This is a genomic window from Lysinibacillus sp. fls2-241-R2A-57 (assembly GCF_030209535.1).
GTDB lineage: Bacteria > Bacillota > Bacilli > Bacillales_A > Planococcaceae > Lysinibacillus.
In genome coordinates this window covers 1-22,476 of sequence record NZ_JARVRU010000053.1, presented here as the reverse complement: position 1 = coordinate 22,476, position 22,476 = coordinate 1, and the positions used below count along the sequence as shown (strand labels likewise).

General features: G+C 36.8%; 24 protein-coding genes and 1 pseudogene. 18 read left to right on the top strand and 7 right to left on the bottom strand.

The features are described 5' to 3' along the window. Positions 1-18 precede the first annotated feature (18 nt). The 3 genes from QRN68_RS11350 (at position 19) to QRN68_RS11340 (ending at position 3,464) form a co-directional block, all read left to right on the top strand. On the top strand, positions 19-1,200 hold the full coding sequence (locus QRN68_RS11350) for an iron-containing alcohol dehydrogenase (protein ID WP_285396994.1): 1,182 nt from the start codon (positions 19-21) through the stop codon (positions 1,198-1,200). Between the two features lie 71 nt (positions 1,201-1,271). Further along, on the top strand, positions 1,272-2,261 hold the full coding sequence (speB, locus tag QRN68_RS11345) for an agmatinase (RefSeq protein WP_285396993.1): 990 nt from the start codon (positions 1,272-1,274) through the stop codon (positions 2,259-2,261). A 372-nt stretch (positions 2,262-2,633) separates the two neighbouring features. Further along, complete coding sequence (locus QRN68_RS11340; protein WP_285396992.1) at positions 2,634-3,464, top strand: MerR family transcriptional regulator; 831 nt, start codon at positions 2,634-2,636, stop codon at positions 3,462-3,464. Positions 3,465-3,969: 505 nt separating this feature from the next. On the opposite strand, the gene QRN68_RS11335 is transcribed toward QRN68_RS11340, so the two are convergent. Next, entirely contained in the window at positions 3,970-4,791 is an 822-nt protein-coding gene (locus tag QRN68_RS11335; RefSeq protein WP_285396991.1) for a squalene/phytoene synthase family protein, read from the bottom strand. Positions 4,792-4,985: 194 nt separating this feature from the next. Between QRN68_RS11335 and QRN68_RS11330 the strand changes: the two are divergent. From QRN68_RS11330 to QRN68_RS11310, 5 genes and pseudogenes are all read left to right on the top strand, one after another. Next, a pseudogene (locus QRN68_RS11330) lies at positions 4,986-5,719 on the top strand (SDR family NAD(P)-dependent oxidoreductase). Between the two features lie 461 nt (positions 5,720-6,180). Then, entirely contained in the window at positions 6,181-7,017 is an 837-nt protein-coding gene (gene coaW, locus QRN68_RS11325) for a type II pantothenate kinase (protein ID WP_285396990.1), read from the top strand. A gap of 306 nt (positions 7,018-7,323) precedes the next feature. Beyond that, positions 7,324-7,548, top strand: coding sequence for a hypothetical protein (locus QRN68_RS11320; protein WP_285396989.1), 225 nt, complete (start codon positions 7,324-7,326; stop codon positions 7,546-7,548). Positions 7,549-7,571: 23 nt separating this feature from the next. Then, positions 7,572-7,703: a hypothetical protein gene (locus QRN68_RS11315; RefSeq protein WP_255409656.1), complete on the top strand. Its 132-nt coding sequence runs from the start codon at positions 7,572-7,574 to the stop codon at positions 7,701-7,703. 102 nt (positions 7,704-7,805) lie between these two features. After that, positions 7,806-8,135, top strand: a complete 330-nt coding sequence (locus QRN68_RS11310) for a DUF3889 domain-containing protein (protein WP_285396988.1) — start codon at positions 7,806-7,808, stop codon at positions 8,133-8,135. Between the two features lie 39 nt (positions 8,136-8,174). Here the strand turns inward: QRN68_RS11310 and QRN68_RS11305 are convergent, their stop codons facing one another. After that, entirely contained in the window at positions 8,175-8,729 is a 555-nt protein-coding gene (locus QRN68_RS11305; protein WP_285396987.1) for a DJ-1/PfpI family protein, read from the bottom strand. Between the two features lie 153 nt (positions 8,730-8,882). Here QRN68_RS11305 and QRN68_RS11300 point away from each other — a divergent pair, with 153 nt between their 5' ends. The 3 genes from QRN68_RS11300 (at position 8,883) to QRN68_RS11290 (ending at position 10,780) form a co-directional block, all read left to right on the top strand. Further along, positions 8,883-9,101: a hypothetical protein gene (locus QRN68_RS11300; RefSeq protein WP_285396986.1), complete on the top strand. Its 219-nt coding sequence runs from the start codon at positions 8,883-8,885 to the stop codon at positions 9,099-9,101. A gap of 85 nt (positions 9,102-9,186) precedes the next feature. Beyond that, a complete protein-coding gene (locus QRN68_RS11295) occupies positions 9,187-9,585 on the top strand; it encodes a MarR family winged helix-turn-helix transcriptional regulator (RefSeq protein ID WP_285396985.1) in 399 nt (132 codons plus the stop codon). Positions 9,586-9,589: 4 nt separating this feature from the next. Then, complete coding sequence (locus QRN68_RS11290; protein WP_285396984.1) at positions 9,590-10,780, top strand: MFS transporter; 1,191 nt, start codon at positions 9,590-9,592, stop codon at positions 10,778-10,780. Positions 10,781-10,889: 109 nt separating this feature from the next. Here the strand turns inward: QRN68_RS11290 and QRN68_RS11285 are convergent, their stop codons facing one another. Together QRN68_RS11285 and QRN68_RS11280 are read right to left on the bottom strand one after the other, a co-directional pair. Next, positions 10,890-11,504 (bottom strand): C40 family peptidase, encoded by a 615-nt coding sequence (locus QRN68_RS11285; RefSeq protein ID WP_285396983.1) that lies wholly within the window; start codon positions 11,502-11,504, stop codon positions 10,890-10,892. A 263-nt stretch (positions 11,505-11,767) separates the two neighbouring features. Next, positions 11,768-12,160 (bottom strand): ribonuclease HI family protein, encoded by a 393-nt coding sequence (locus QRN68_RS11280; protein WP_285396982.1) that lies wholly within the window; start codon positions 12,158-12,160, stop codon positions 11,768-11,770. Between the two features lie 314 nt (positions 12,161-12,474). Between QRN68_RS11280 and QRN68_RS11275 the strand changes: the two genes are divergently transcribed. Next, the gene (locus tag QRN68_RS11275; RefSeq protein WP_053482386.1) at positions 12,475-12,666 is read left to right on the top strand and encodes a zinc-finger domain-containing protein; all 192 of its coding nucleotides are present in this window, start codon (positions 12,475-12,477) and stop codon (positions 12,664-12,666) included. A 555-nt stretch (positions 12,667-13,221) separates the two neighbouring features. On the opposite strand, the gene QRN68_RS11270 is transcribed toward QRN68_RS11275, so the two are convergent. Further along, on the bottom strand, positions 13,222-14,205 hold the full coding sequence (locus QRN68_RS11270; protein WP_285396981.1) for an SEC-C domain-containing protein: 984 nt from the start codon (positions 14,203-14,205) through the stop codon (positions 13,222-13,224). A gap of 241 nt (positions 14,206-14,446) precedes the next feature. Further along, entirely contained in the window at positions 14,447-16,261 is a 1,815-nt protein-coding gene (gene pepF / locus QRN68_RS11265; protein WP_285396980.1) for an oligoendopeptidase F, read from the bottom strand. A gap of 168 nt (positions 16,262-16,429) precedes the next feature. On the opposite strand from pepF, the gene QRN68_RS11260 reads away from it, so the two are divergent. The 4 genes from QRN68_RS11260 to QRN68_RS11245 all read left to right on the top strand — a co-directional run bounded on the left by QRN68_RS11260 (position 16,430) and on the right by QRN68_RS11245 (position 19,096). Continuing rightward, entirely contained in the window at positions 16,430-17,380 is a 951-nt protein-coding gene (locus QRN68_RS11260; protein WP_285396979.1) for an RpnC/YadD family protein, read from the top strand. A 144-nt stretch (positions 17,381-17,524) separates the two neighbouring features. Next, positions 17,525-17,779 carry a hypothetical protein gene (locus tag QRN68_RS11255; RefSeq protein WP_285396978.1) on the top strand — a complete coding sequence of 85 codons (255 nt, stop codon included), beginning with the start codon at positions 17,525-17,527 and terminating at the stop codon, positions 17,777-17,779. Between the two features lie 294 nt (positions 17,780-18,073). Next, positions 18,074-18,514 carry a Dps family protein gene (locus tag QRN68_RS11250; protein ID WP_285396977.1) on the top strand — a complete coding sequence of 147 codons (441 nt, stop codon included), beginning with the start codon at positions 18,074-18,076 and terminating at the stop codon, positions 18,512-18,514. Between the two features lie 228 nt (positions 18,515-18,742). Beyond that, positions 18,743-19,096 carry a general stress protein gene (locus QRN68_RS11245; RefSeq protein WP_285396976.1) on the top strand — a complete coding sequence of 118 codons (354 nt, stop codon included), beginning with the start codon at positions 18,743-18,745 and terminating at the stop codon, positions 19,094-19,096. A gap of 222 nt (positions 19,097-19,318) precedes the next feature. On the opposite strand, the gene QRN68_RS11240 is transcribed toward QRN68_RS11245, so the two are convergent. After that, a complete protein-coding gene (locus tag QRN68_RS11240) occupies positions 19,319-20,218 on the bottom strand; it encodes a DMT family transporter (RefSeq protein WP_285396975.1) in 900 nt (299 codons plus the stop codon). Positions 20,219-20,352: 134 nt separating this feature from the next. Between QRN68_RS11240 and QRN68_RS11235 the strand changes: the two genes are divergently transcribed. Continuing rightward, positions 20,353-21,231 (top strand): LysR family transcriptional regulator, encoded by an 879-nt coding sequence (locus QRN68_RS11235; RefSeq protein ID WP_285396974.1) that lies wholly within the window; start codon positions 20,353-20,355, stop codon positions 21,229-21,231. 350 nt (positions 21,232-21,581) lie between these two features. Beyond that, positions 21,582-22,256: a phosphopantothenoylcysteine decarboxylase domain-containing protein gene (locus QRN68_RS11230; protein ID WP_285396973.1), complete on the top strand. Its 675-nt coding sequence runs from the start codon at positions 21,582-21,584 to the stop codon at positions 22,254-22,256. The last annotated feature ends 220 nt before the right edge of the window (positions 22,257-22,476 follow it).

Below are 22,476 nucleotides of genomic sequence, written 5' to 3'. Positions count from 1 at the left end.
TGAAAGGGGAAATGTTTGATGGTATGGGATTTTAATTTTAACTTACCGACTTCTATTGAGTTTGGTAACGGGACAGTTAACAACGTTGGGAAAAGAGCGAAAGAGCTAGGTGGTAAAAAGGCGCTAATCATTACTGATAAAGGGCTAGCACAAACGGGGATTTTAAAAAGGGTAACAGATTCATTGGAACAGGAAGGGATTCCTTTTCTTGTTTATGATGAAATTACACCGAATCCGAAAGACGTGGATTGTGTAAAAGCCTATGAACAATTCAAAGACGAAAATATCGATTTGTTGTTAGGTCTTGGTGGTGGAAGTTCAATGGATACTGCTAAAGCAATCGGGGTACTTTTTACACATGAGGGGGAGCTTAAAGATCGCTATGGTTTCAATCTGTTGGAGCGCGATATTACACCTCTTATTTGTATCCCAACCACTTCAGGTACAGGTAGTGAGGTGACGACAGGGTCTGTTATCACAGATACGATTACTAAACAGAAAGAAGCTATACTTGATATTAAATTAGCTCCAAAATTGGCGATTGTGGACCCTGAATTGACGCTGTCTTTGCCTAAATCAATTACAGCTGCTACTGGAATGGATGCATTGACGCATGCAATCGAAGCTTATACAAGCAATATTGCTGAACCGATTTCTGATGCACTCAGTCTTTATGCGATTGAAATCATTGCTAAGTATCTTCCACTCGCTGTAGAGGATGGTAACAATTTAGAAGCAAGACAAAACATGCTTGTAGGAAGCTTGATTGCAGGTATGGCGTTTACGCACGCCGATCTAGGTGCGGTCCATGCAATGGCAGAACCGCTTGGAGGGCTGTATGACACACCACATGGAGTGGCAAATTCCATCTTCCTGCCTCATGTATTTGAATATAATATTTCGTCCAACCCGGAAAAACATGCGACAGTTGCGTTGAAACTTGGAGCAACCGCGGAAGGGAAAACGCAAGAGGAAATTGCCCAAGAAGGTGTTGTATTGTTGCATGAACTTGCAAGTGAAATTGGCATTCCGCAATTCCGAGATTTAGATAATGTTAACCCTGATGATTTTGATTTTCTTGCTGAAGGGGCATTTAATCATTTGTGTACAATTACAAATTCTCGTAAATTATCGAAAGATGACTACTTGAAATTGTTCCAAAAAACTTATGAGATGGAAATGAAACATTCATGTCAATAACCTCAGAATACGCTGTAGGGTTCAGACGCATTATACCGAGGCAAGATTGATTGATAGTAGGGGGGATAATGATGGTTAATCACGATGAGAAACAATTTTTGAATCTGCCATTTACAGGGATTTGTACGTTTGGAAAATATCCGATTTGCGCAGATTTGGACCAGCTGGATGCCGATGTAGCGGTCATAGGGGTGCCGAATGATATGGGCACCCAATGGAAATCGGGTGCAAGAATGGGACCGCGGGGAATTAGGGAGGGTTCGACGTTATACAGTTTCGGATTAGAAGGTGCTTATGACATTGAAAATGATATCATGTATCTCGGGCCAGATTGGAAAGTGGTGGATTGCGGCGATGTCGATATGGTTCATGGAGATCTCTTGCAATGTCACGAAAATACAGAAGAAGCGATCCGTAAAATTGTTTCGCAAGGAGCTATGCCAGTAGTTCTAGGGGGAGACCACTCTATCACGGCCGCGGTAGGAAAAGGACTGGAAGATTTAGGTCCATTTCATGTCATTCAAATTGATGCTCATCTAGATTGGGCGGATCACCGCTCAGGAATGCGATATGGCCATGGAAGCTGCATCCGTCGTTTATCAGAGATGGATCATGTACAGAAAATATTCCAATTAGGTATTCGTGGAATTAGCAGCAGTAAAAAAGAGGATGTTGATGCTGCAAGAGATTACGGTAGCGTGATCCTATCTCCACGCCAGATGAGAAAAATGGGGATTGAAGAAGTGCTGGAACAATTACCAGCTGGAGAAAAATATTATGTGACAATTGATATCGATGGACTAGATCCATCAATCGCTCCTGGGACTGGTACACCTTCCCCAGGCGGCCTTCTTTACGATGAAGTAAACGAAATACTGGAAGGGATTGCAAAAAGGGGAGAAGTGATTGGATTCGATTTAGTCGAAGTGGCGCCTCCTTATGATCCTACCGGTATAACAGGACAAGTAGCGGCTCGCATCATGCTGGATTTGCTCAGCTATGTCTTAAAAGAGAAAGAGAATAAAAAGTATGCAAAAAAAATGGTTGTTGAACTGAAATAAAGCGTTCAGAATTTTACTTGACAAATAGTCAGAAAAGATTGCATAGTTTGAATTATAGGTTCGCTGAAAAGTCAAACTGAAGATTCAATCAACTTGTAAAGGTATGCTAATTGACTTTTGGAGAAATTAAAGTAGGCGAGAAAATAATTCAGGATATTACGTATTACTAATTTTAACTTCTTTCAGTGGATGTCCAAACACCCACTGAAAGAAGTTAAAGGCTCTAGACGCAATTATGCCGAGGCATAATTGATGAAGATTGTAGAGTGTGTGGTAAGCTAATCGAACCTCAAATTATTAAAAATGGTAAGTTTTTCTATATTACTACTATAAAATTTTAGCAGTCTATAAATTTTTTAGGAGGTAAGCTGATTGAAAGAAAAACTGACTATCGGTGAAATGGCAAGGCTTCGAGGATTGACCTCGGAGACATTACGCCACTATGATCGGATTGACTTGTTCAAGCCACAATATGTCGATTCTCATTCCGGATATCGATACTACTCCATTTTTCAGTATGAAATTTTGGGTACCATTAAAGAACTAAGGCAACTTAGGATGACTACAGATGAGATCAAGGAGTATCTTAATGAACGCAATTTCAGTAAATCATTGGATATTATGAAAACCAAACATGAAGAACTTGTTTCAAATCTGAAAGAATTGAATGAGATGGAAGAAAATATAAGGGAAAAGATTGCCTATTTGGAACAGGTGGAAAGAGAAAATGAACTTCAGAAAGTCATTTTCCGTGAAATGAAAAGTAGGCGATTACTTACCTTGCATGAGAAAATCAATAATAACTTTGAACTTTGTTATGGTGTCTTGAATCTAGAGAATATGCTTACGGAGAAGACACCGATTCTTGCTACTAACAGACTTGGCATTATCATCGAAGAAACGAATCTTAAATTGGGACGTTTTGAAGAACCTTCCACTATTTTTATAGTGGCAAAAAATAAGGAAGATATTCCAAATACATATCAATTGAAGATTCCGGGGGGATTATTTGCATGTATCCGTTACAATGGAGAATTATTGTCGAGTCGTAGCGAAAGTTTAAGGAAAATACTTCATTATCTTAACAAAAACAGCTATGAGATTACTGGTGATGCATTACAAATCATGCATCTCGATATCACGATTACGGATAAACCGAATGAGATCACCTTTGAAATCCAAGTACCTGTCCGAAAACTGTGATTCATTTATTTGTGACATATTTCATGAACCATAATTATATCGAAAACCGTTTGTAATTAACTCCATTGTGATCGATTTTTAGTCAAAATGGAGTTTTTTTATTGTTAAAGCAGCTAAAGATTTTGAATTGAGATCACCTTCGTCTAGGCTAAGCGCTACATCCTCGAGATTACTTTGATCTCTCCGGCAGATGTCACGGAATCGGAAAAGACTTCCTTGTGCAAGTGCAAAGCCGAGTTCGGACGCAATTATGCTCGGTATAATTCTTAATATCAAATAAGGATTCGTTAGATCTTTAATGTTAGATAAGGATGGCAATATGTATTTTAGATATACGAGTGTCGCCTAAAAAGTAACCCCTATACGAGAAAATTCTCGTGCAGGGGTTTTTACTGGTTGTGCTTCTTGTTAGGTTTATTTGCGAGATTGGTACAGCACCTCAAGAGCATTTATGGTTGAATCACTACTATTGCTCTCGAAAGAATGTGTGTGTGTCTAGTAACGATTAGTCTGCCTGAACCTCTTCGACAGTTTGTTCAACCTCTGCACGTGACATTTTTTCACGACCATCCTGCATTGCTTTTAATGTTTTATGCGCAAGTGCTAGTGGGAGTCGACAGAATAATAGCACAGTACGTTTATTAATGTCTTTCATATAAAGATCAGCTTTCGCAAGATTCTCCTCCGCGTAAGCAAATAAATCCTCACGTGTCCAGCCATCTGGTACGAAACTCACACCGCGTTCATCCAAATCCTCATGCTGATTACGTAAAATATTTACTGCTTGGAGACCTCGACCATAGCCAATAGCTAAATCACGATCTGTTTGAATATCTGCACCCCACGCCCAAAGCTCGGACAGCATTGTCCCAACAAGCCCTGCCACGTAGTATGTATAATCATCTAAATCCTCTCGCGTATGGACTTGCCAGTTTGCTTTTGCCCATTTTGCCATTCCAAAAGCCATTTCACTAGTTGAAGCTTGGACAATTTTACGTGAGCCTTCAGGACAAAACGTTAGCCAATCAGCTAAACGAAGAGATACTTCAGGTAGCTGATCTACATATGGAGCTAATAATGCTTCGTACGCTTCAGCATTAAATGTATCTTTTAATAATTCGCTCGTCGCATTTAGTAAATTATATTTTACATCATTTGAAAGCTGTTCATGGTCTTCAATTTCATCTATAGCACGCATTGCTAAATATGCGGCTGCCACTGACAATTTTAAATCATTTTTTAAAAAAGTAATCGGTATATAAAAAGTGCGGCTCGTTTCCTTTAAAACTTGCATCGCTTCTTTATAAAGTCTTTTTTGATCTTTCACTTGTATTCCTCCGTTCAAATGGTCACACATCTATAGTATATCGTATCGTAAAAGTGCTGAAAGATAAAACAGATTGTTCAATTTTAAATCATATTATTTGAAAGTGGGTTAATAAAATAATGTGGTTTAATAGTAAACTATTTAAAACTATACTATTTTGATAGTGATATTTGTAAAGAGAGGGAGTCTTTTTGATGAAACGCTTAGTTAACAAGATTGCAATTATTACAGGTGGTGCATCAGGGATGGGCACAGCAATGGCAAAATTATTTGCGAAAGAAGGGGCTACAGTAATTGCCGCTGATATTAACGAAGGAAACCTAGCGAAAATCTCTGAGCTAGAAAATATTGAGGGAATGAAATTAGATGTTTCTTCGGATGACAACTGGGCAGAAGTAACGAAAGCGATTGCTGATAAATATGGCCATATTGATATTTTAATTAATAATGCTGGCATTTCATCTGAAAAAGGTCCAGATCAAATTTCACGATTGGACAATTATGCATAATATCAATGCTTTCGGTCCATTCTTAGGCATTAAACATGCTTCACAATATATGAAAGAAGCTAGAAAAGGCTCAATTGTTAATACATCTTCCTATATAGTGATCATTGGTGCGGGCTTAAGTGCTTATACAGCATCTAAAGGCTCCTTACGTGCAATCGCTCGAGCAGCAGCTGCTGAATTAGGAGTTTACAATATCCGTGTAAATACCGTCTTCCCTGGTGTTATCGAAACACCAATGACTGCAAAATTGTCAGAAGCAAAAGAAACAATGGATATGTTAGTACGAGCTACACCAATGGGTAGACTTGGACAACCAGAAGAAGTTGCAAACGCTATTCTATTCCTAGCATCAGATGAAGCTTCTTATATTATATTACAGTGCAGAACTAGTGATTGATGGTGGTTATACAGCTCGCTAATTGATAGAGAAGTGAAAATGCTTTGAATGTTAGTGCATTTTCACTACTTTTGTTTTTTTAGTAGAATGATGTTAAAGTTATAAAAATGCGGCCACAATCGTATGAATAATAGAAAAATTTTGATATTTTTTGCGTTTTTTTCATGAAAGTTTGTTAAGTTATTGCACAATCATTTCAACAGCGTTAAAGTTTAGGAAGGGCAAATATGTAACTACACTTTTCGAGTAATTGCTGCTGACGCTACGCTTTCGCGCAGAAGACATTTGTAGCTGTCGATTTGCTTTCAGTAATAAATTACAACGTCGGATTTTGACACAATAACTCCTTGCAAAATCCGTGATATCTGTGGAGGCATGAACGTTATTCAACTGGCATCAAACGCCTTTTGAATAAAAGCAAAATCTAGTATATATCTCACCATCTGAAAATAGAGATTGTACGTAAAGTCAAAGGAGAATGGTATGCCAAAGGCTATAGGTATTGATGCAGGAGGCACATTGACAAAAGTTGCTTATTTAGATGAGCAGAATGAGCTTATTTTAATAACTTTCCCGTCAAATGACTTGCTGGCTGTTAAAAATTGGATTATTAATCATCCAGATATTGAGGATATTGGTGTTACGGGGGGACGTACAGAACAATTACTGGAAGTCATTAAAACAATGAAATCGATTCATTATATAGTAGAGTTTGAAGCTACATTGAAGGGCGTTCGATTTTTGTTGCATAAAGAAGGATACTTCTTTGAGCGAAGTATGATTACGAATATTGGTACTGGTACGTCGATTCATTATATGGAAGGTAATACGAATATTCGTGTTGGTGGGACAGGCGTTGGTGGTGGAACATTGATTGGATTGTCAGCGCTTACAACTGGAATTACTGATTATAATGAAATACGAGAACTGGCTTCTAACGGTAATCGAGAGGATATTGATTTACTGGTAAGGGATATTTATCAAGGAATGGATACACCTATTGATGGACATTTGACTGCCAGCAATTTTGGGAAAGTTGGTATTACAGAGTTTGTTAAACACCCAGCTGAAGATATTATTGCTACTGTACAAGGGCTTGTTGGTGAGGTTATTACTACACTTAGTATTCAATATGCTGAGGAAAAAAATGCTCAACATATCGTTTATATCGGCTCAACATTAAGCAATAATGATCATCTCACACGGGTGATTGCCAATTACACACGCACGAAAAAGCATACACCAATCTTTATTAATGACCACGGTTTTTCAGGTGCAGTTGGTGCATTACTAAATATAACTGAATACACGATTGTCTAATGGATAAAATGATGTACATTACTAATTATTATTGGTGATGTACATTTTTTTATGCCAGAAATGTTTACATCTCGTCTTATAACTGAAAGTAGTGGATGACATTTGTTAAGACAAGCGAAGCGTCTGCAACACGATGTTATCTGTTGACCCAAGCAGCTCATTGGACGCCCTCAGGAAAGTGTCCAGTCTGAACGGAAATCAACCACATGCTATGGTGATGAGCCTATATCTCGTATTCTTAGAAGTTATCCCCAAAGCATAATTCCTTCTATCCTGAGCACATTACCGTTAGGAGGTGAACAATCCGTGGGCAATCGAAATAACAAAAACAGTAAAAAAACGATGAATGTTAGAACACATAATCCTTTTGGTACCTACAAAAGCAAAGACCTCGATAAATCAAATAGTAATAACAATAACCCGAATGACAATCTAAATGAAGAATTCGCTGCAGAATTTGATGCAAAAGCAAAAAATAAAGATAATAAAACAAACCATGCGAAAGATCAGCAGTCCAATAAAAAGAAATAACCGAAATTTTGGAGGTGTCAATAATGGCTAAGAAAAGGAAAACAAGCTTCAAAAAGAAAAAGAAAGAAGATACACATAAAAGAAATGATCGTGAAGAATACTCCGCAGAATTTAATCAAGTGATTCATAATAATCCTCAACAACCAAAACAATAATGACGAAAACTGCTCCTTAAGTAGGTTGAGAATACTTCGGGAGCACTTATTATTTGTAGTTTTGGCGACTTTATGCAAAAAGAGTACGCGAGGTGGATGAACTTGCAAAAATTTTTTCTATCACTAGGAATTTTTCTTGTATTTCTTACCATGCTTTTACACGTACCAACAATTGCTTATGCTCAACAAGAAATACCTGCCCATGCTAAATGGGGAAAGGTAGCGATAATAGAGGCACAGGCCAAATATCCTCAAGCTAAAATCCTAGATTATTTGCATGAGGGAAGCGAGGTTAATGAAGATTCAACTATTGAAAAATTTAAGCTTTGGCTAAAACAAAGTGACAAAGAATTCGGTCTGCAAGTAAGAATCACATATGTAACGAATACGAACAAAGTGGTAAATATTGAACTTCAAGAAATCAATTCGTAAAAAAAGAGGATGCCTAATCTGGAGGGCATCCTCTTTCTTTTAGCTTTCTAACTTCTGAATAAATTCTCGCATTAATCCAGGTAAGTCTGGCCATGCATGACCGCTAATTAAATTGCCATCTGTATGAAGATTAGCTTCAATATATGTTGCTCCTGCTACTTGAACTTCTGGCTTACAGGCAATGTAGGCTGTTAGCTCACGTCCTTTTAATACCTCAGGAATCGTTGCAAAAATTTGAGCTGCGTGACATACAGCAGCAATTGGTTTATTTGTCTCAAAGAAATGGCTCACTAATGCTGGAACATGCTCATTTAAACGAATGTATTCTGGCGCTCGCCCACCAGGAATGATGAGTCCGTCAAATTGTGCTGGATCTACATCTGCAAAGGATGAGTGGGCTTCTAAGCCATATGCTGTACGTTCGATGTATGTATCAACTCCATCGACAAAATCGTGCAATACAGTTTGTAATTTCTTTGCTGCCGGTGCTGCAATCGTCACATCATAGCCAGCCTCAAGACAACGATAATAAGGATAAAAAATTTCTAAAGCCTCAACAGCATCTCCTGCAAGAATTAATACCTTTTTCCCCATGACTCCATCTCCTTTTTATTGTAATCTAGTAGCTTAATTCGACACTTTCAAAAAATTTCCTTCTGATTTTTTTGAAAAGATGAAAGAAGTAGAGCGATCGCTGCTAGAAGTGAAAAAATCGCTGATGACCTCAAGAGAATCGCTGATAAAAGTATGAAAATCGCTGATAACCTCAAGCGAATCGCTGATAAAAGTATGAAAATCGCTGATAACCTCAAGAGAATCGCTGATAAAAGTAGCAAAATCGCTGATAACCTCAAGAGAATCGCTGATAAAAGTATGAAAATCGCTGATAACCTCAAGAGAATCGCTGATATAAGTATGAAAATCGCTGATGAATCACAAACGATGTACAAGGGAACTTCAATATAACTTCAAATAACTAGCTTTACAATGAAAAAAATGAAGCGTATAGTATTTGTTTAACTAGGTAAATAAATTTAGGAGGTCAATAAAAATGAATACTTTATTTCATGCTTTATTCCAAAAAAGTCGTTATTTAACGAATTCTTTAAATGAAGTACTGAAACAGCACAATTTATATAGCTCACAATGGACTATTTTATATTGCTTACATAAGCACGGACCAATGACATTAACACAAATCTGGAAGTATTTAAATGTTGAGGCACCAAGTATAACAAGAGCAATTACTCGACTTGAGTCTTTAGGATGGGTGCTGAGAATGGATGGTGAAGATAAGAGGGAAAAAATTGTTACCTTATCTTCATATGCAGAGGAACGATTGCCTACTATTACTAAAACCATTTTAGCTTTTGAAGAAGAAATGGTGGGGGCATTGACTGTCGAGGAACAGCAGCAATTTATGATTTTACTGAAAAAAATGAAAGGTTGATTACATGAAGCAAGAGGGGAATACAAAAATCTGGACGAAGCGGTTTATTAGTCTCTTTTTAACAAATATCTCGGTATTTTTTGTTTTCTATGGGTTGGTAACGACTTTGCCACTATATGCGATAGGTGAGCTGCACCAAACAGATAAGGAAGCTGGATTGTTACTGTCGGGATTTTTATTATCAGCTATTATCGTTCGTCCCTTTTCAGGTAAACTATTAGATGTTTTTGGGAAGAAAAAACTTTTGGTTATTTCGATTGCCGGCTATTTTTTATGTACGGTTTTATATTTATTCATTCATCCTTTTGGACTTTTACTAGGATTACGTTTTGTAAATGGGATTTTCTTTAGTTTTATTACAACTGCAGCTGGCTCTTTAGCGGCAGATATTGTGCCAGCAAACCGTAAAGGTACAGGTCTTGGTTATTTCACAATGTCTACTAACTTAGCAGTAGTAATTGGGCCATTTATCGGTTTACTGCTTATTCGATATAGTAGCTTCAATGTACTTTTTATTGTTATGAGTATTTGTATTTTAGCAGGGGGTATCCTAGCTGTAACGGTGAATACAGATGATTTACCTAAGCCTACACATCAAGGTAAATTGACTTTTAAATTTGATGATTTATTGGAACGTAAAGCACTTCCGGTAGCGACTATTGCTAGTTTAGTAGCTTTTTCATATGCGAGTGTTTTATCGTTTTTATCAGTGTACGCACAGCAGAAAGATCTAATGGCTGTAGCGAGTCTATTTTATGCAGTTTTTGCAGCAGCTATGCTTATTACACGCCCATATACAGGTAAGCTTTATGATACAAGAGGACCACAATTTGTTATTATTCCTGGAATTATTTCCTTTGCTATCGGACTTGTTATGCTCGCATTTGTCTCAGGTCCGGCATTATTTTTATTTTCAGCCATCTTTATTGGATTTGGCTACGGGGCAGTAACCACAAGCTTACAAGCATTAGCTGTTCAATCTACGGCCCATACTCGCAGTGGGTATGCAACTGCAACGTACTTTACGATGTTTGATATCGGGCTTGCTCTCGGTTCTTATATTTTAGGGATAGTGGCAGTCCAAGCGGGCTATGCTTCAGTTTATCTAACTGGTGCAGGTTTACTGGTCGCTGTCTTTATCATTTATTTAGTGCGTTTAGCAAAAATAAAAACAAAGAAAGTAGCGCATGTATAAGTAATAGCTTTTTAAAATTGAATAGAGGTATTTTTTTTGAAGGTCGTAACTTTTATAGTGCACTTCAATTTAAAAACAGTTGGGACATTCCCAACTGTTTTTTCGATTCCTATATACGACCATACCCAACAAAGTGCTGCTTCCAATAAGAGCTATTTAAATTAGCAATATTAACGCCACTATTACTTGCATTAATCATTTGATTATTTCCAATATAAATACCAACATGTGAGATACCGGCTTTATATGTATTAGCGAAAAATACTAAATCACCTACTTTAGGTGTACTTACTTTTTTAGATGTATTGTAAAAACCAGCTGCTGTTTTACGAGCTGTCGAAATACCGGCATTGTTAAAAACGTAAGTGACATAACCTGAACAATCAAAACCTGTGCTCGGTTTACTTCCACCAAATGTATATTTTACACCTAAATGTTGTTTAGCAATTTGTACTATATTAGTTGTTGGTTTAGGTGTAGACATTGTCGGAGAATTAAGGTTCAACTTTTGTCCAACGTGAATTGTTGGAGAAGATAAGTTATTCCATTTCATCAATGATTGGTAAGAAACACCCTGTTGACTTGCAATCTTCCATAAAGAATCACCAGATTTTACAGTGTAACTTGCCGCTGATGCTGTCTCAATCGTTGAAAAAAGTACAGATGAACTTAATACCAATGTAGCTAATTTCATTCCCCATCGGTACTTTTTATTCTTTTTCATAATATGTATCCTCCTAAAAACGTTAAAGATTATTAACTTGGTATATAAATGATATTAACATTGTAATATTACAGTTATATGTCAACAAAATAACATTAAGGATACAATTTATACTGATCAAAATTATTGTTGAATACTTTTTTAATTACTCGTAAATTTAAGAAAACAGAGTTAAAAATAAAATATTGGGGGATAGTAAGTATCTGAACGAATTGAAGGGACTGTCACTTGTTGTAGGCAAGGAGCAGTCCCCATTAGATGGTTTAATTTTTTTCTTTTTGAATTGCATTACGTGCAAGTACATCTGCAGCTTTATTTTGCGTATCTGGAACCCATTTGATGAAAAATAAATCGAAGCTACGTGCAAGTGTAAGTGCCTGCTCAAGAAAAGGTTTAAATTCCTCATTTTTGACATATTCTTTTTCCATAGAGGCTACAACAATTTTTGAATCAGAGCGCACTGAAACAATGTTTGAAGAAAGTTTTTGTGCTTCCTCAAGGCCACGTACTAGGGCAGTGAACTCGGCAATATGGTTATTGGCTTGCCCTATATACTCACTGATCTGTATATGATGGCCTTCTCCTTTAATAAATATTCCAATACCACTAGGGCCAGGATTTCCTGCACTAGCAGCATCTATGTTTACTTCTAACATAAAATCCCTACTTTTTGTTTTAGATTTTACTTTCTTTAAGCGGGTGTCCAAACATCCGCTTAAAGAAGGTAAAGCCTCCGGCGGATGTCGTGGAATCGGAAAGAAGTTCTTTGTGCAAACACAAAGCCGATTCCGGACGCAAATATGCCGAGGCATATTTGATTTTAATTGTACATCAATAGTGCTTTTTCACAATATCTTTGTTAATCACAGCCTTTGTTAATTAAGGAAAAACAAAATAGTTGCTTGATCAAATTGTTCACTTCATAATAGTAAGAAGTGAATTTTGGACGTGAAAGGAGCGAGAGTTCGAAATGGATAAAGTGACGGTTATGAAAGATATTGATGAACTGCATGATACGTATTGCGCTGATTGCTTAGTGATAAAGCAATTACGAAAAGAGCGTGGTAAGCCTGGAGCTCATCGCTTCTGTATTGAAGCTTGCTCAGTAGGAGAGCGACTACAGTTTCTCGGAGAAGAGCTCTTGAAGGTATATAGTAAATGACTCTGTAAAAGGATTTGTACAAAAGATAACATATTACAGAAATGTGCTTCATCACCAAAAGTTGTAGATGACATTTTTTAAGACGTATGCTTGATCTTCGTTCCGGCTAGACGCCACGCCCCCAGTCGGAACGGAAATCAACCATACGTTATGGTGATGATTCAGAAATATCTTATCCACTTTGGCGAAGTAACCATAAGTATTAAATGGATTATGTTAATATAGAATACAGTATAATGATAAGTTGTATATTTGCTTAAAAAAATTCATATTTACTAAATTCAATGCATAAATAACAATATGTTCGGAAATAATAAAGTTGGTTGGTTACCATAGAAAAGCTACTTTGTTGTTGGTTATACTGATGACAAAAGTAGCTTTTTTCTATTTATCCCACATTAATGGGCAGTAATTTATCTGTACCGAAAGCGAAGAGTCCAGGTACAAAACCCCCACCTCAAAAATCACTGAAAGCAAAGATTTCCCTTTATATATAAATGCGCCGCACACTCTAAGATAGACTTAGGGCGTGAGGCGCCATTTTATTTTTAGGAATTATTTAGTTGTAGCATAGTTACTTAAGTCTTGATAATATTTTGTCAAAGAGGAAGCAGAAATATCGAACGTTGCCGCAATTTCTTTTACAGTCAATGACAACGACTCGAATAGCTCTTTTTCCTGACCATATCGAATCGCGCCAGCAGCAATAGCAGCCTCTTTACGCGCAGATGGTTGTCCTTCAATTAAATAGTCCTCTAAAAGCTCTAACATAGGAGCTGTTTCTCGATCATTTTGCTCAAGGAATTCTTTTACTTGTGTAAGTACATTGCTCTCGAAGTTAGAGAATTCCTCGCCTTTATAACCATTTGATACAAGTAATTCCCAGAAGGATAAATGCTCTTCTTTTAAGAATGCTCCAACGTTCTTCTCTGAAGCATCAAAATTTTTCTTGAATTGCTCAAATACCTTTGCATGGTCTTCTGGGAAGAAGATCAGCGTTGAAACAGCTAAATAATGCTCTGATTTTTTTGAACCATCTGGTAAGATGAATGCAAAGACATGCATACCTTCAGGGATAGGTTTGTCATTTTCACGACGAATATAAATTTCTTCATTTGTTAATACATGTGTAGCCTTAAAATATTTTTCTTCTACAACTGACACGGAACCAATAAATAGGTGAGGTTGTGACCAGCCTTCTAACACTTTTACTGTAGAAGGTCTTACCGTTTTTTTCTTCGTTTTCTTTAAGTAACCTTTCCAAATAGATGGCTCTTGATGGAAGAAGAAGTCGTCTAACGCGATCGCCTCAATTAGCTCTCTTTGTAGTACACTCTCTAATTTAGGTTGCCATGTACCTACATGCTCTATGTAGGCACGAACATCTTTGCGTTCTGGATATTCTAGGTAAAAAGTTTGTAGTACACGCTCTAATTCTTCAATTGCTACAGCTTCTACTGTAACCTGCTGTTTACCTTCACAACATTTTTTATATTTTTTGCCGCTACCGCATAGGCATGGATCATTACGTTTTACCATAATTAGAAACACTTCCTTTGAAAATTGTTTGTCGAATTTTGCTAAATAAATTGCGTACTCTTAATAATAACGGTACATTTGTATGAAGAAAAATGATTATCTATTTAGAAATGTCAAAAAAAAGTAGAGGGACGCCCTGATTCTAGTATATGTACGTAATTTCCTGCTTAGAACTAAAAAAGAGAAAACCATCCACGCCTTAAAAGCGTTGGATGGTCCTTGTTAAGTAAAATAGGGGTGATTATCCTTTGATAGTTTCCATTCCCATTGTTAATCGTTCAAGCTCATCAATGAGGTGACCGATATAAGAAATCGTATCTCGAAGCGGCTGCTCTGTTGTAATATCAACACCTGCCATTTGAGCTAACTCTACAGGTGATTTCGTACCACCAGACTGAAGGACAGTTAACCATTCATCTACGGCCGTACTACCTTCTTTTAATATGCGCTTAGATACTTGCGTTGAAATTGTTAAGCCAGCGCTATATGTGTAAGGGTAAAGGCCCATATAATAGTGAGGCTGACGCATCCAAGTAAGCTCTGCGCCTTCAGAAATATCGATAGTATCGCCCCAGAATTCTTCTAGGACAGAACGTTTTAATTGATTTAAAACTGTAGCATTAACAGCTTCACCAGCGTCAATTAATTCATATACTTTTCGTTGATATGCTGCCTCTAGTAAGTGTGTGACGAAATTATGATAATATGTTTTGGACACAATGTTTGAAATAACCCAACGTTTGAAGCGAGGATCATCGTTATGTGTCAATAAATAATTGGCAAGAAGCATTTCATTCATTGTTGATGGTGCCTCGATAAAGTATAACGAGGGACGACTATTAAAATAAGATTGATGGGCATGCGCATTCGCAAAATGACCTGCATGTCCTAGCTCATGGATAAGTGTGAATACCTCATTCATACGTTCATTCCATGACATTAAAATAAATGGATGACTACCATACGGACTCGAACAAAATGCACCTGTTGATTTTCCTTTATTTGGTGCATAATCAATCCATCGCTCGTTAAACGCCTTCTCAATCAAGTTCTTATAATCCTCGCCCATAACTGCTAATGCTTTTTCAACATAACCCTTTGCTTCAGCCATTGTTATTTTCGGATCATAATCTGGATCAAGTGCTATTTTTAAGTCAGCAAATGTCATTTTCTCGATGCCATTCGCTTGTTGTATCAGCTTTGCGTAACGGCGCATATGAGGCGCAAGTTCCTTTGTAATAAGATCTATTTGACGATTATAAAGGGATCGATCAACATCCTGATCAAACAGCAAATAGTCAATGACAGAGTCAAAGCCCCGTAAATCTGCCATTGTTTTTTCCTGTTGAATATGTGTGTTATAAATTTTGGCAGTTGTGTGCTGATAATCGCGTAATTTACTAGAAAATGCCTCAAATGCAGCACGGCGTACATTTGTATTAGCCTCAAACTCCCAGTTGTTTTCGTATAATACAAAGCTCAGTGGATGCTTTTCACCATTTGCTTCAAATTGTCCAAAATGCATATCAACTAGCTTTGTCGTATTATATGTTTCATAAGGCGCTTTAAAAGTTGAACTAAATGCTGCTAATGCTTTTTCCACTTCAGGGTTTAGCTGATAAGGCTTTTGCTTTAACAATTCCTCTAAGTAAATTTTGTAAATAGGACTTAACTCAGTGGCTTCTTGTAAAATTGCCTCGTCTAGTGCTAGTAATTCACTGCGTACGAAAGAAAAGGCACTACTTATTTTACCCACTGCAGTACTGTATTTTGCAGAACGCATTTGAGCTACGTCATCTGTACGATCTGCTTGAATATTTAAATTTGCATAAGTGCCAATAGGAACAATGCTTTTTTGTAATGCTTCAAAAGCTGTTAAAACTTCAATTACTTTTTGTGCATCTGTAATTGTACCTTGATACTTGCGTTCAAAGTTTAGAGCATCCTCTACAAGCTGAGCTAAAACAGGTTCAAAATCCCCATCATTTTCAAATAAATCTTTTAAATTCCATGTCTCTTCTACTGGTACATCTTTTCGTAATGGTAAAACTTCCACTAATTAACACCCCTTTTAATGTAAGTGACTTCATTATAACGAAACTATTTCGGAAAGTGAAATAATTATAGTGAATAGTTTTAATATTTTTAAAAATTAAATGATAATGTAGAAACTTATGTTCGTGTTCGCTATAATGGATTTAAAGAAAGGGGGAATGAAGTTATAATGCAGTTAGTTTTGGAGAAACCAGATGTGTATAAGTTAAGTCACGTGAATCAAGATAATTTATGGAAGAAGTTAATTGCGGATTTGTTTGAAGATTTTTTGTTGTTTTTTTTGCCAGAGTTACACTTAGAGGTAGATTTTTCGAAGCAAGTAGAATTTTTGCAACAGGAGCTTTTCAAAGAAATTATTGAGCATCGTCAAGGGCGCAAAATAGCTGATCAAATTGCGAAGGTTCATTTAAAAAATGGGAAAGAGCAATGGATTCTTGTCCATACGGAAATACAAGCTGGAGATGAAGTGCATTTTGCGAAGCATATGTTTGAGTATTTCTATCGTATTAGGGATCGATATGGTAAGAAGATTGTGGCTATTGCTATTTTTACGGATAAGAGTACAAAAAGCACGAACCGGTATTATGAAAAGTATTATGGTACAGAAATAACGTATACTTTTAATAAATTTGTTGTTTCAGATTTTGATGAAGAAGAATTGGAAAAATCACCTAAGCTTTTTAGTAAGGCGTTGCTAGCTTCAATTTATATGAATCGTACTAAAAATAAATTTAGCTTACGTAGTGCATATAAAAGAGCCCTCTTAAGAGAAGTGTGGTTATTAAATAATATTGAACGAACAGAAATAAGAGCGCTACTTTATTTTATTGATTACTTAATGAAGCTGCCAAAACCTATGTCTGAGCAGCTTGTAAAAGATGTTAAAGCTGAGATTAGAGAGGAGGAAGAAATTTTGCGTTTATATAAAGAGGATTTACCACCTACGCTTGTTGGAGTTTTAGAATTAGAGAGACAGGAAGGCTTTGAACAAGGTATTGAACAAGGTATTAAACAAATAATTATTGGTTTGATTGAAAAAGGTGCTGAGGATGAGTGGATTGCTGAAGTTGCAAAGCTTCCAGTAACAAGGATAAAGGAAATTCGCGTGGAACTTAAATAGATTAATTGTTTTTTAGTGTCAATTTTCAAATGTGTTGGTTTGGAAAATATAAGTTTTTCATTGGAGGATAAAAGGATTTTTTGTTGATAATTTTCTTTTGTGTGCCCATTCATAAAAGCTGAGATTAGAGGGGAGGAAGAAATTTTGCATCAATATAAAGAAGGTTTACCACCGACACTTGCAGGAGTATTGGAATTAGTAAGGCAGGAAGTCTTCGAGCGAGGCTTCAAGCAAGGCTTCGAGCAAGGCTTTAAGCAAGGATTTGAACAAGGATTTGAACAAGGCATGAAACAAATAATCACTGGTTTAATAGAAAAAGGTGCTGAGGATGAGTGGATTGCTGACGTTGCAAAGCTTCCAGTGACAAAGATAAGAGAAATTCGTATAGAACTTAAATAGTCTAATAGTGTAGAAAGAAAACATGACCATCTCTTATTAGGTTTGTTGTAAGTTTTCTAGCTTCCTAATGATGAAATCTTTTTGTGTGAGATTGTTGTGGAATTGCCTTTAACCTCCCGTTGTAAGGCAAATCCTCTTGCGGGAAAAGCGAGTAATATGTAGTGGAAGATGTTTTGTTTTTTATGATAAATGATCTTTGAAATTTATTTGTGTCAATGGGAAAAATATGCGTATAGCTAATACACTTTGTCACACATACTAATGGCTATACAATTGGCCATTGGAGGAGAAATGATGACACAAAACTTAAACAAACAATTGAATAAACTTGTCGCTACATGCTCGATACTTTATACAAAATTGCACAATTATCATTGGTATGTAACAGGTAGCGCCTTCTTTACACTACATGCAAAATTTGAAGAATTATATAATGAAACAACATTGAATCTAGATGAAATTGCAGAGCGCATTCTTTCGAAAGATGGAAGGCCTGTAGCGACTTTAAAAGAGCATCTTGAACTATCATATGTTGAGGAAGCGTCAGGAAATGAGACGACAGAGGAAATGGTAGCTATAACCATTTCAGATTTCCAAATGCTAATGAAAGCATTAAACTCAACAATGGAGCTAGCCGCTGAAGAAGGAGACGACCGTACAGAGGATTTACTTAATGCTATGTATCAGTCCCTTGAAAAGCATACGTGGATGTTAAAAGCCTTCCTAGGTCGCTAATAACCAAAATATTAATATCAAAAGAAGCAATGGGCATCTTGAGTAAGTACTCATTGTTTCTTTTTTTTGCATTTAATAAAGACTCTATATCATTATTACAAAACGACAACAAATATCTCGACAATATAACGAATGTTACAGTCCGTTAAAGAATGAAAAAAACGGTTATATTTTTAGGATATGTAGGGTAAATACCTAGTAAGCCATACAAATTAGGAGGAATTGAACATGATGAATGAACAAAACTCACAAATTGAAGTGGCCCATACAAGGGATGAGATGCTTCATATTTTAGAAAGTATGCGATTAGAAGCATATCAAATAGAGGACATTCACATTATTGCAAAGGATCCAAGCAAATTAGAGGATGTAAAATGGGATTCTGATGTTAAAACACATGAGGTAGGGAATTGGATGGATCAATTAAAATCATGGTTTACTGGTGAATCAGCTGTAACAGAAGGATTAAAGCGATTTGATCTTACTGAGGGACAAACAGCATACTATGCTCAACTAGTAGAACTGGGTGCTATCGTATTATTTACAGAGTGTGAGGATTTAACTGAGTCTATGAAGACTTAAACTATTTCGAAAGATAATTAGTATCGTCTGATCCGCGTAGTCCACGTGTAACTGTGTCAGAATCTACTCTTGAAAGTGCAGAAATCCTGAAGATTACGAGGAGCGTTTAAAGGCTGGAGCATATGAATGAGGCTGAACCAATTCGAAGATATCTATAAGAACAAAAAAACAGAGTGAATGCACATGCATCACTCTGTTTTTTTGTTTTGGATGGATTCAAGATTAATGAATAGCTTTTTCATGTTCTTGTTTTTTAATAAATCGTAATACATGAATATGCTCTAATTGAGCAACAAGGTTACCAATCAGAATAAAGCTACCACCAATTATTAATTTTATCGTTATTCCTTCACCGATAAACATCATAGCAAACATAGCTGCGAAAATTGGCTCTAAAGAAAAAATGAGTCCTGTATGTGTAGCAGAAGTATACTGTTGTGCAACAGCTTGCCCTACGAAGCAAAATGCACTACAAATGACACCGAGTCCTATAATGGCAATCCATGAAGTCGTTGTATTTGGAAGTGTTGGTGTTTCAAAAATTAATGTTAATATGAGTGCATAAAGTCCAGCAAAACCAAGTTGGTATACGCCATAGGAAATTGATTCAACACTTCGTGTAAATGTACTATTTAATAATAAGTAAATCGAATAACATAGTGCAGCGATAGCTATTAAAATATCCCCTTTTTGGAAGGAAAGTGAGCCTTGAGCAGTTAAAACAGTAATTCCGATCATTGTGCAAACAATCGCAAAACTAACTGCTCTTGAAGGTAATTTTTTTTCAATAAAACTGCTGAAAATAGGTACTAAGACAACTGTTAGACTTAAAATAAATCCAGCATTTGATACAGAAGTTGTTTCTAATCCGAATAAGCTGAGAGCGAACACAATGAATAATAGAAACCCTTGAATAGCTGCATATTTTAATGTTTTAGCATCGACTTTCATCATGCGTTTATAAAAGATAATACCTGCTGCGAAGAATGCGATGATACAACGTAAAGCCACCACATTATAAACTGCCAATGTTTCAAGTCCCATTACCATAAAGGTATAAGATAATCCCCAAAACATTGTTACAATAACCATCAATAAATTTGCTTTTCCTTGGATACCCATTATGCTCACCTACAATCTGTGTACTAAAACAGTTTTCATATAAAAATTACTATATATCTTGTATTGTGATTAGTAAAACGAATGTTTATAATGATTAGTATTAAAAAAATTCATGTATGCAGAGGGAAAAGGCAATGAGTTTAGTGAAATATGAGATTTTGAATAAAGTGGCTGAGGTAGCAAGCTTTACAAAAGCAGCAGATGCTTTAGGTTTAACTCAATCTGCTGTAAGTCATGCTGTTTCCAGCTTAGAAAAGGAGTTCGGCTTTGCGCTCATTCATAGAAGTCGAGCGGGTGTCACGTTAACAAGTGAAGGGGATGCAATGCTAAGGGCGATGAGGCATGTCCTTGATGCAGAGGAACTATTACAACAAGAAGCTGCACACATACTTGGTGTTACTCGTGGAAAAGTACGAATTGGCGTAATTTCAAGCATTTCCTCAAACTGGATGCCAGAAATTGTCCGTATTATGGACAATCAATTTCCTGGCATACAAGTTGAATTGCGAGAGGGAGACTATTATGAGATTGAACAATGGCTACTGAGTGGAGAGGTGGATGCTGGGTTTTTAAATGGTCAAAAGTCGGGGCAATTTCAGTATATTGAACTCCAGCAGGATCCATTGCTGTGTATTGTCTCCGATAAAAGTCCGCTTTATGATAAAGCGGAAATTGATATAGTGGAACTAGAGGACATGCCATTTATCATGACTTCATATAAAGGGACAAATGATGTAAAAGTACTTTTAGAGCAATATCATGTGAAGCCAAATATTCGTTTTGAACTATCGGAAGAGGTAGGGATAATATCGATGATTTCTCACCAACTTGGCATTAGTATTTTACCGAAATTAGTTACGAATAACTTACCTCCTACGTTAAAAGCCATTCCTTTAAAACAAGGTGGTTATCGTACAATTGGAATAGCTATGAAACATCAGGCATCACCTGTTACCAAAAAATTTGCGGAAATATTAAGTTCCTGGTTAAAAGAACAAAATAAGTTCGAGTAAACGCTTAGAGGAGATCGACATGCTCTATAAAAACAACATTGAACCTTTACATAGCATTACGTAAAATAGTATTTGTATATTTATTTTCATTCAGCAAATCTTTTTTTGTACCGAAAGCGTAGCGACAGGTACAGAAGATTCCCACCTCTAAAGGTGGTGAGATGAATGCAATTTTAATTACTTTTTCAGTGGGTGTCCAAACATCTACTGAAATAGGGGGAACTCAGTCTAAGAACGCCACGTCCTGTGGCAATTTATCTGCGCGAAAGCGAAGCGTCAGCGGTAAATGTTTTCTGTAGCGACAGCTACAATTACGCCAAGGCGAAATTGATTAGAAAAAAGGTGATTGTATGGGGACATTACGAGGTAAGACCGTACTCATTACAAGTGGGGGAACACTTGAAAAATGGGATCGTGTGCGTGGACATACGAATTTATCAAAAGGATCGATGGGCTGTTATTTAGCTGAGGCGGCACTAGAGGCTGGGGCAAACGTAGTGTATATGCATGGTTATTTCGCACAGCTACCGACGAATAAAGATAAAATGCGTACCATTCGATTTGAAGGTATTGAAGATTTAGGCGAGAAAGTTCGACATGCTGTTCAGGAAGAACAGGTGGATATCGTTGTAATGGCTGCTGCTGGTTCTGATTGGCTCATTGACAAAGTATATGACCAATCAGGGAATTTAATGGAGGAAGCAGGTAAAATGCCTTCTGACGAGCCACCTATCATTCACTTTAAAAAAGCGCCTAAAATATTAGGGCAAATAAAAAAGTGGCAGCCGAATGTTACTTTAGTGGGCTTTAAACTCGAGGCGACAGATGATGAGGAGTTTTTACTGTCCCGCGCACGTCTAAGGATGGAATCGGCGAACGCTCAATTTATGGTAGCAAATAGCTCGCAGTCATTATATGGTGGAGATGAGCCACATTGGATTGTACCTGCTGAAGGCGAACCACTAAAGGTTATGGGCAAGCAAGATACAGCAAAAGCATTAATGGATTTATTACAAAATAAATAGAGCGAAAACTGTGTAGAGGCAATAAATCTGCACAGTTTTTTTGTTTTATAAAATGATTTAGTAGGTGTTTGATTAACCATTTTTATCCACTCATTAGAAGGCTCTGATTTCCGCTACAAGCTACTCGCTTTGCCGCTGACGCTTCGCTTTCGCGCAGATAAAACATTTGCCGCTGACGCTTCGCTTTCGCGCAGATAAAACATTTGCCGCTGACGCTTCG

Coding starts and splice junctions, on each gene's coding strand:
- QRN68_RS11285 (WP_285396983.1), bottom strand. CDS start 11,504: ATGAAAAAGAATAAAAAGTACCGATGGGGAATGAAATTAGCTACATTG.
- QRN68_RS11260 (WP_285396979.1), top strand. CDS start 16,430: ATGCAGTTAGTTTTGGAGAAACCAGATGTGTATAAGTTAAGTCACGTG.
- QRN68_RS11235 (WP_285396974.1), top strand. CDS start 20,353: ATGAGTTTAGTGAAATATGAGATTTTGAATAAAGTGGCTGAGGTAGCA.
- QRN68_RS11230 (WP_285396973.1), top strand. CDS start 21,582: ATGGGGACATTACGAGGTAAGACCGTACTCATTACAAGTGGGGGAACA.
- QRN68_RS11240 (WP_285396975.1), bottom strand. CDS start 20,218: ATGGGTATCCAAGGAAAAGCAAATTTATTGATGGTTATTGTAACAATG.
- QRN68_RS11290 (WP_285396984.1), top strand. CDS start 9,590: ATGAAGCAAGAGGGGAATACAAAAATCTGGACGAAGCGGTTTATTAGT.
- QRN68_RS11305 (WP_285396987.1), bottom strand. CDS start 8,729: ATGGGGAAAAAGGTATTAATTCTTGCAGGAGATGCTGTTGAGGCTTTA.
- QRN68_RS11250 (WP_285396977.1), top strand. CDS start 18,074: ATGACACAAAACTTAAACAAACAATTGAATAAACTTGTCGCTACATGC.
- QRN68_RS11245 (WP_285396976.1), top strand. CDS start 18,743: ATGATGAATGAACAAAACTCACAAATTGAAGTGGCCCATACAAGGGAT.
- coaW (WP_285396990.1), top strand. CDS start 6,181: ATGCCAAAGGCTATAGGTATTGATGCAGGAGGCACATTGACAAAAGTT.
- speB (WP_285396993.1), top strand. CDS start 1,272: ATGGTTAATCACGATGAGAAACAATTTTTGAATCTGCCATTTACAGGG.
- QRN68_RS11280 (WP_285396982.1), bottom strand. CDS start 12,160: ATGTTAGAAGTAAACATAGATGCTGCTAGTGCAGGAAATCCTGGCCCT.
- QRN68_RS11350 (WP_285396994.1), top strand. CDS start 19: ATGGTATGGGATTTTAATTTTAACTTACCGACTTCTATTGAGTTTGGT.
- QRN68_RS11295 (WP_285396985.1), top strand. CDS start 9,187: ATGAATACTTTATTTCATGCTTTATTCCAAAAAAGTCGTTATTTAACG.
- QRN68_RS11300 (WP_285396986.1), top strand. CDS start 8,883: ATGAAAATCGCTGATAACCTCAAGCGAATCGCTGATAAAAGTATGAAA.
- QRN68_RS11315 (WP_255409656.1), top strand. CDS start 7,572: ATGGCTAAGAAAAGGAAAACAAGCTTCAAAAAGAAAAAGAAAGAAGAT.
- QRN68_RS11270 (WP_285396981.1), bottom strand. CDS start 14,205: ATGGTAAAACGTAATGATCCATGCCTATGCGGTAGCGGCAAAAAATAT.
- QRN68_RS11275 (WP_053482386.1), top strand. CDS start 12,475: ATGGATAAAGTGACGGTTATGAAAGATATTGATGAACTGCATGATACG.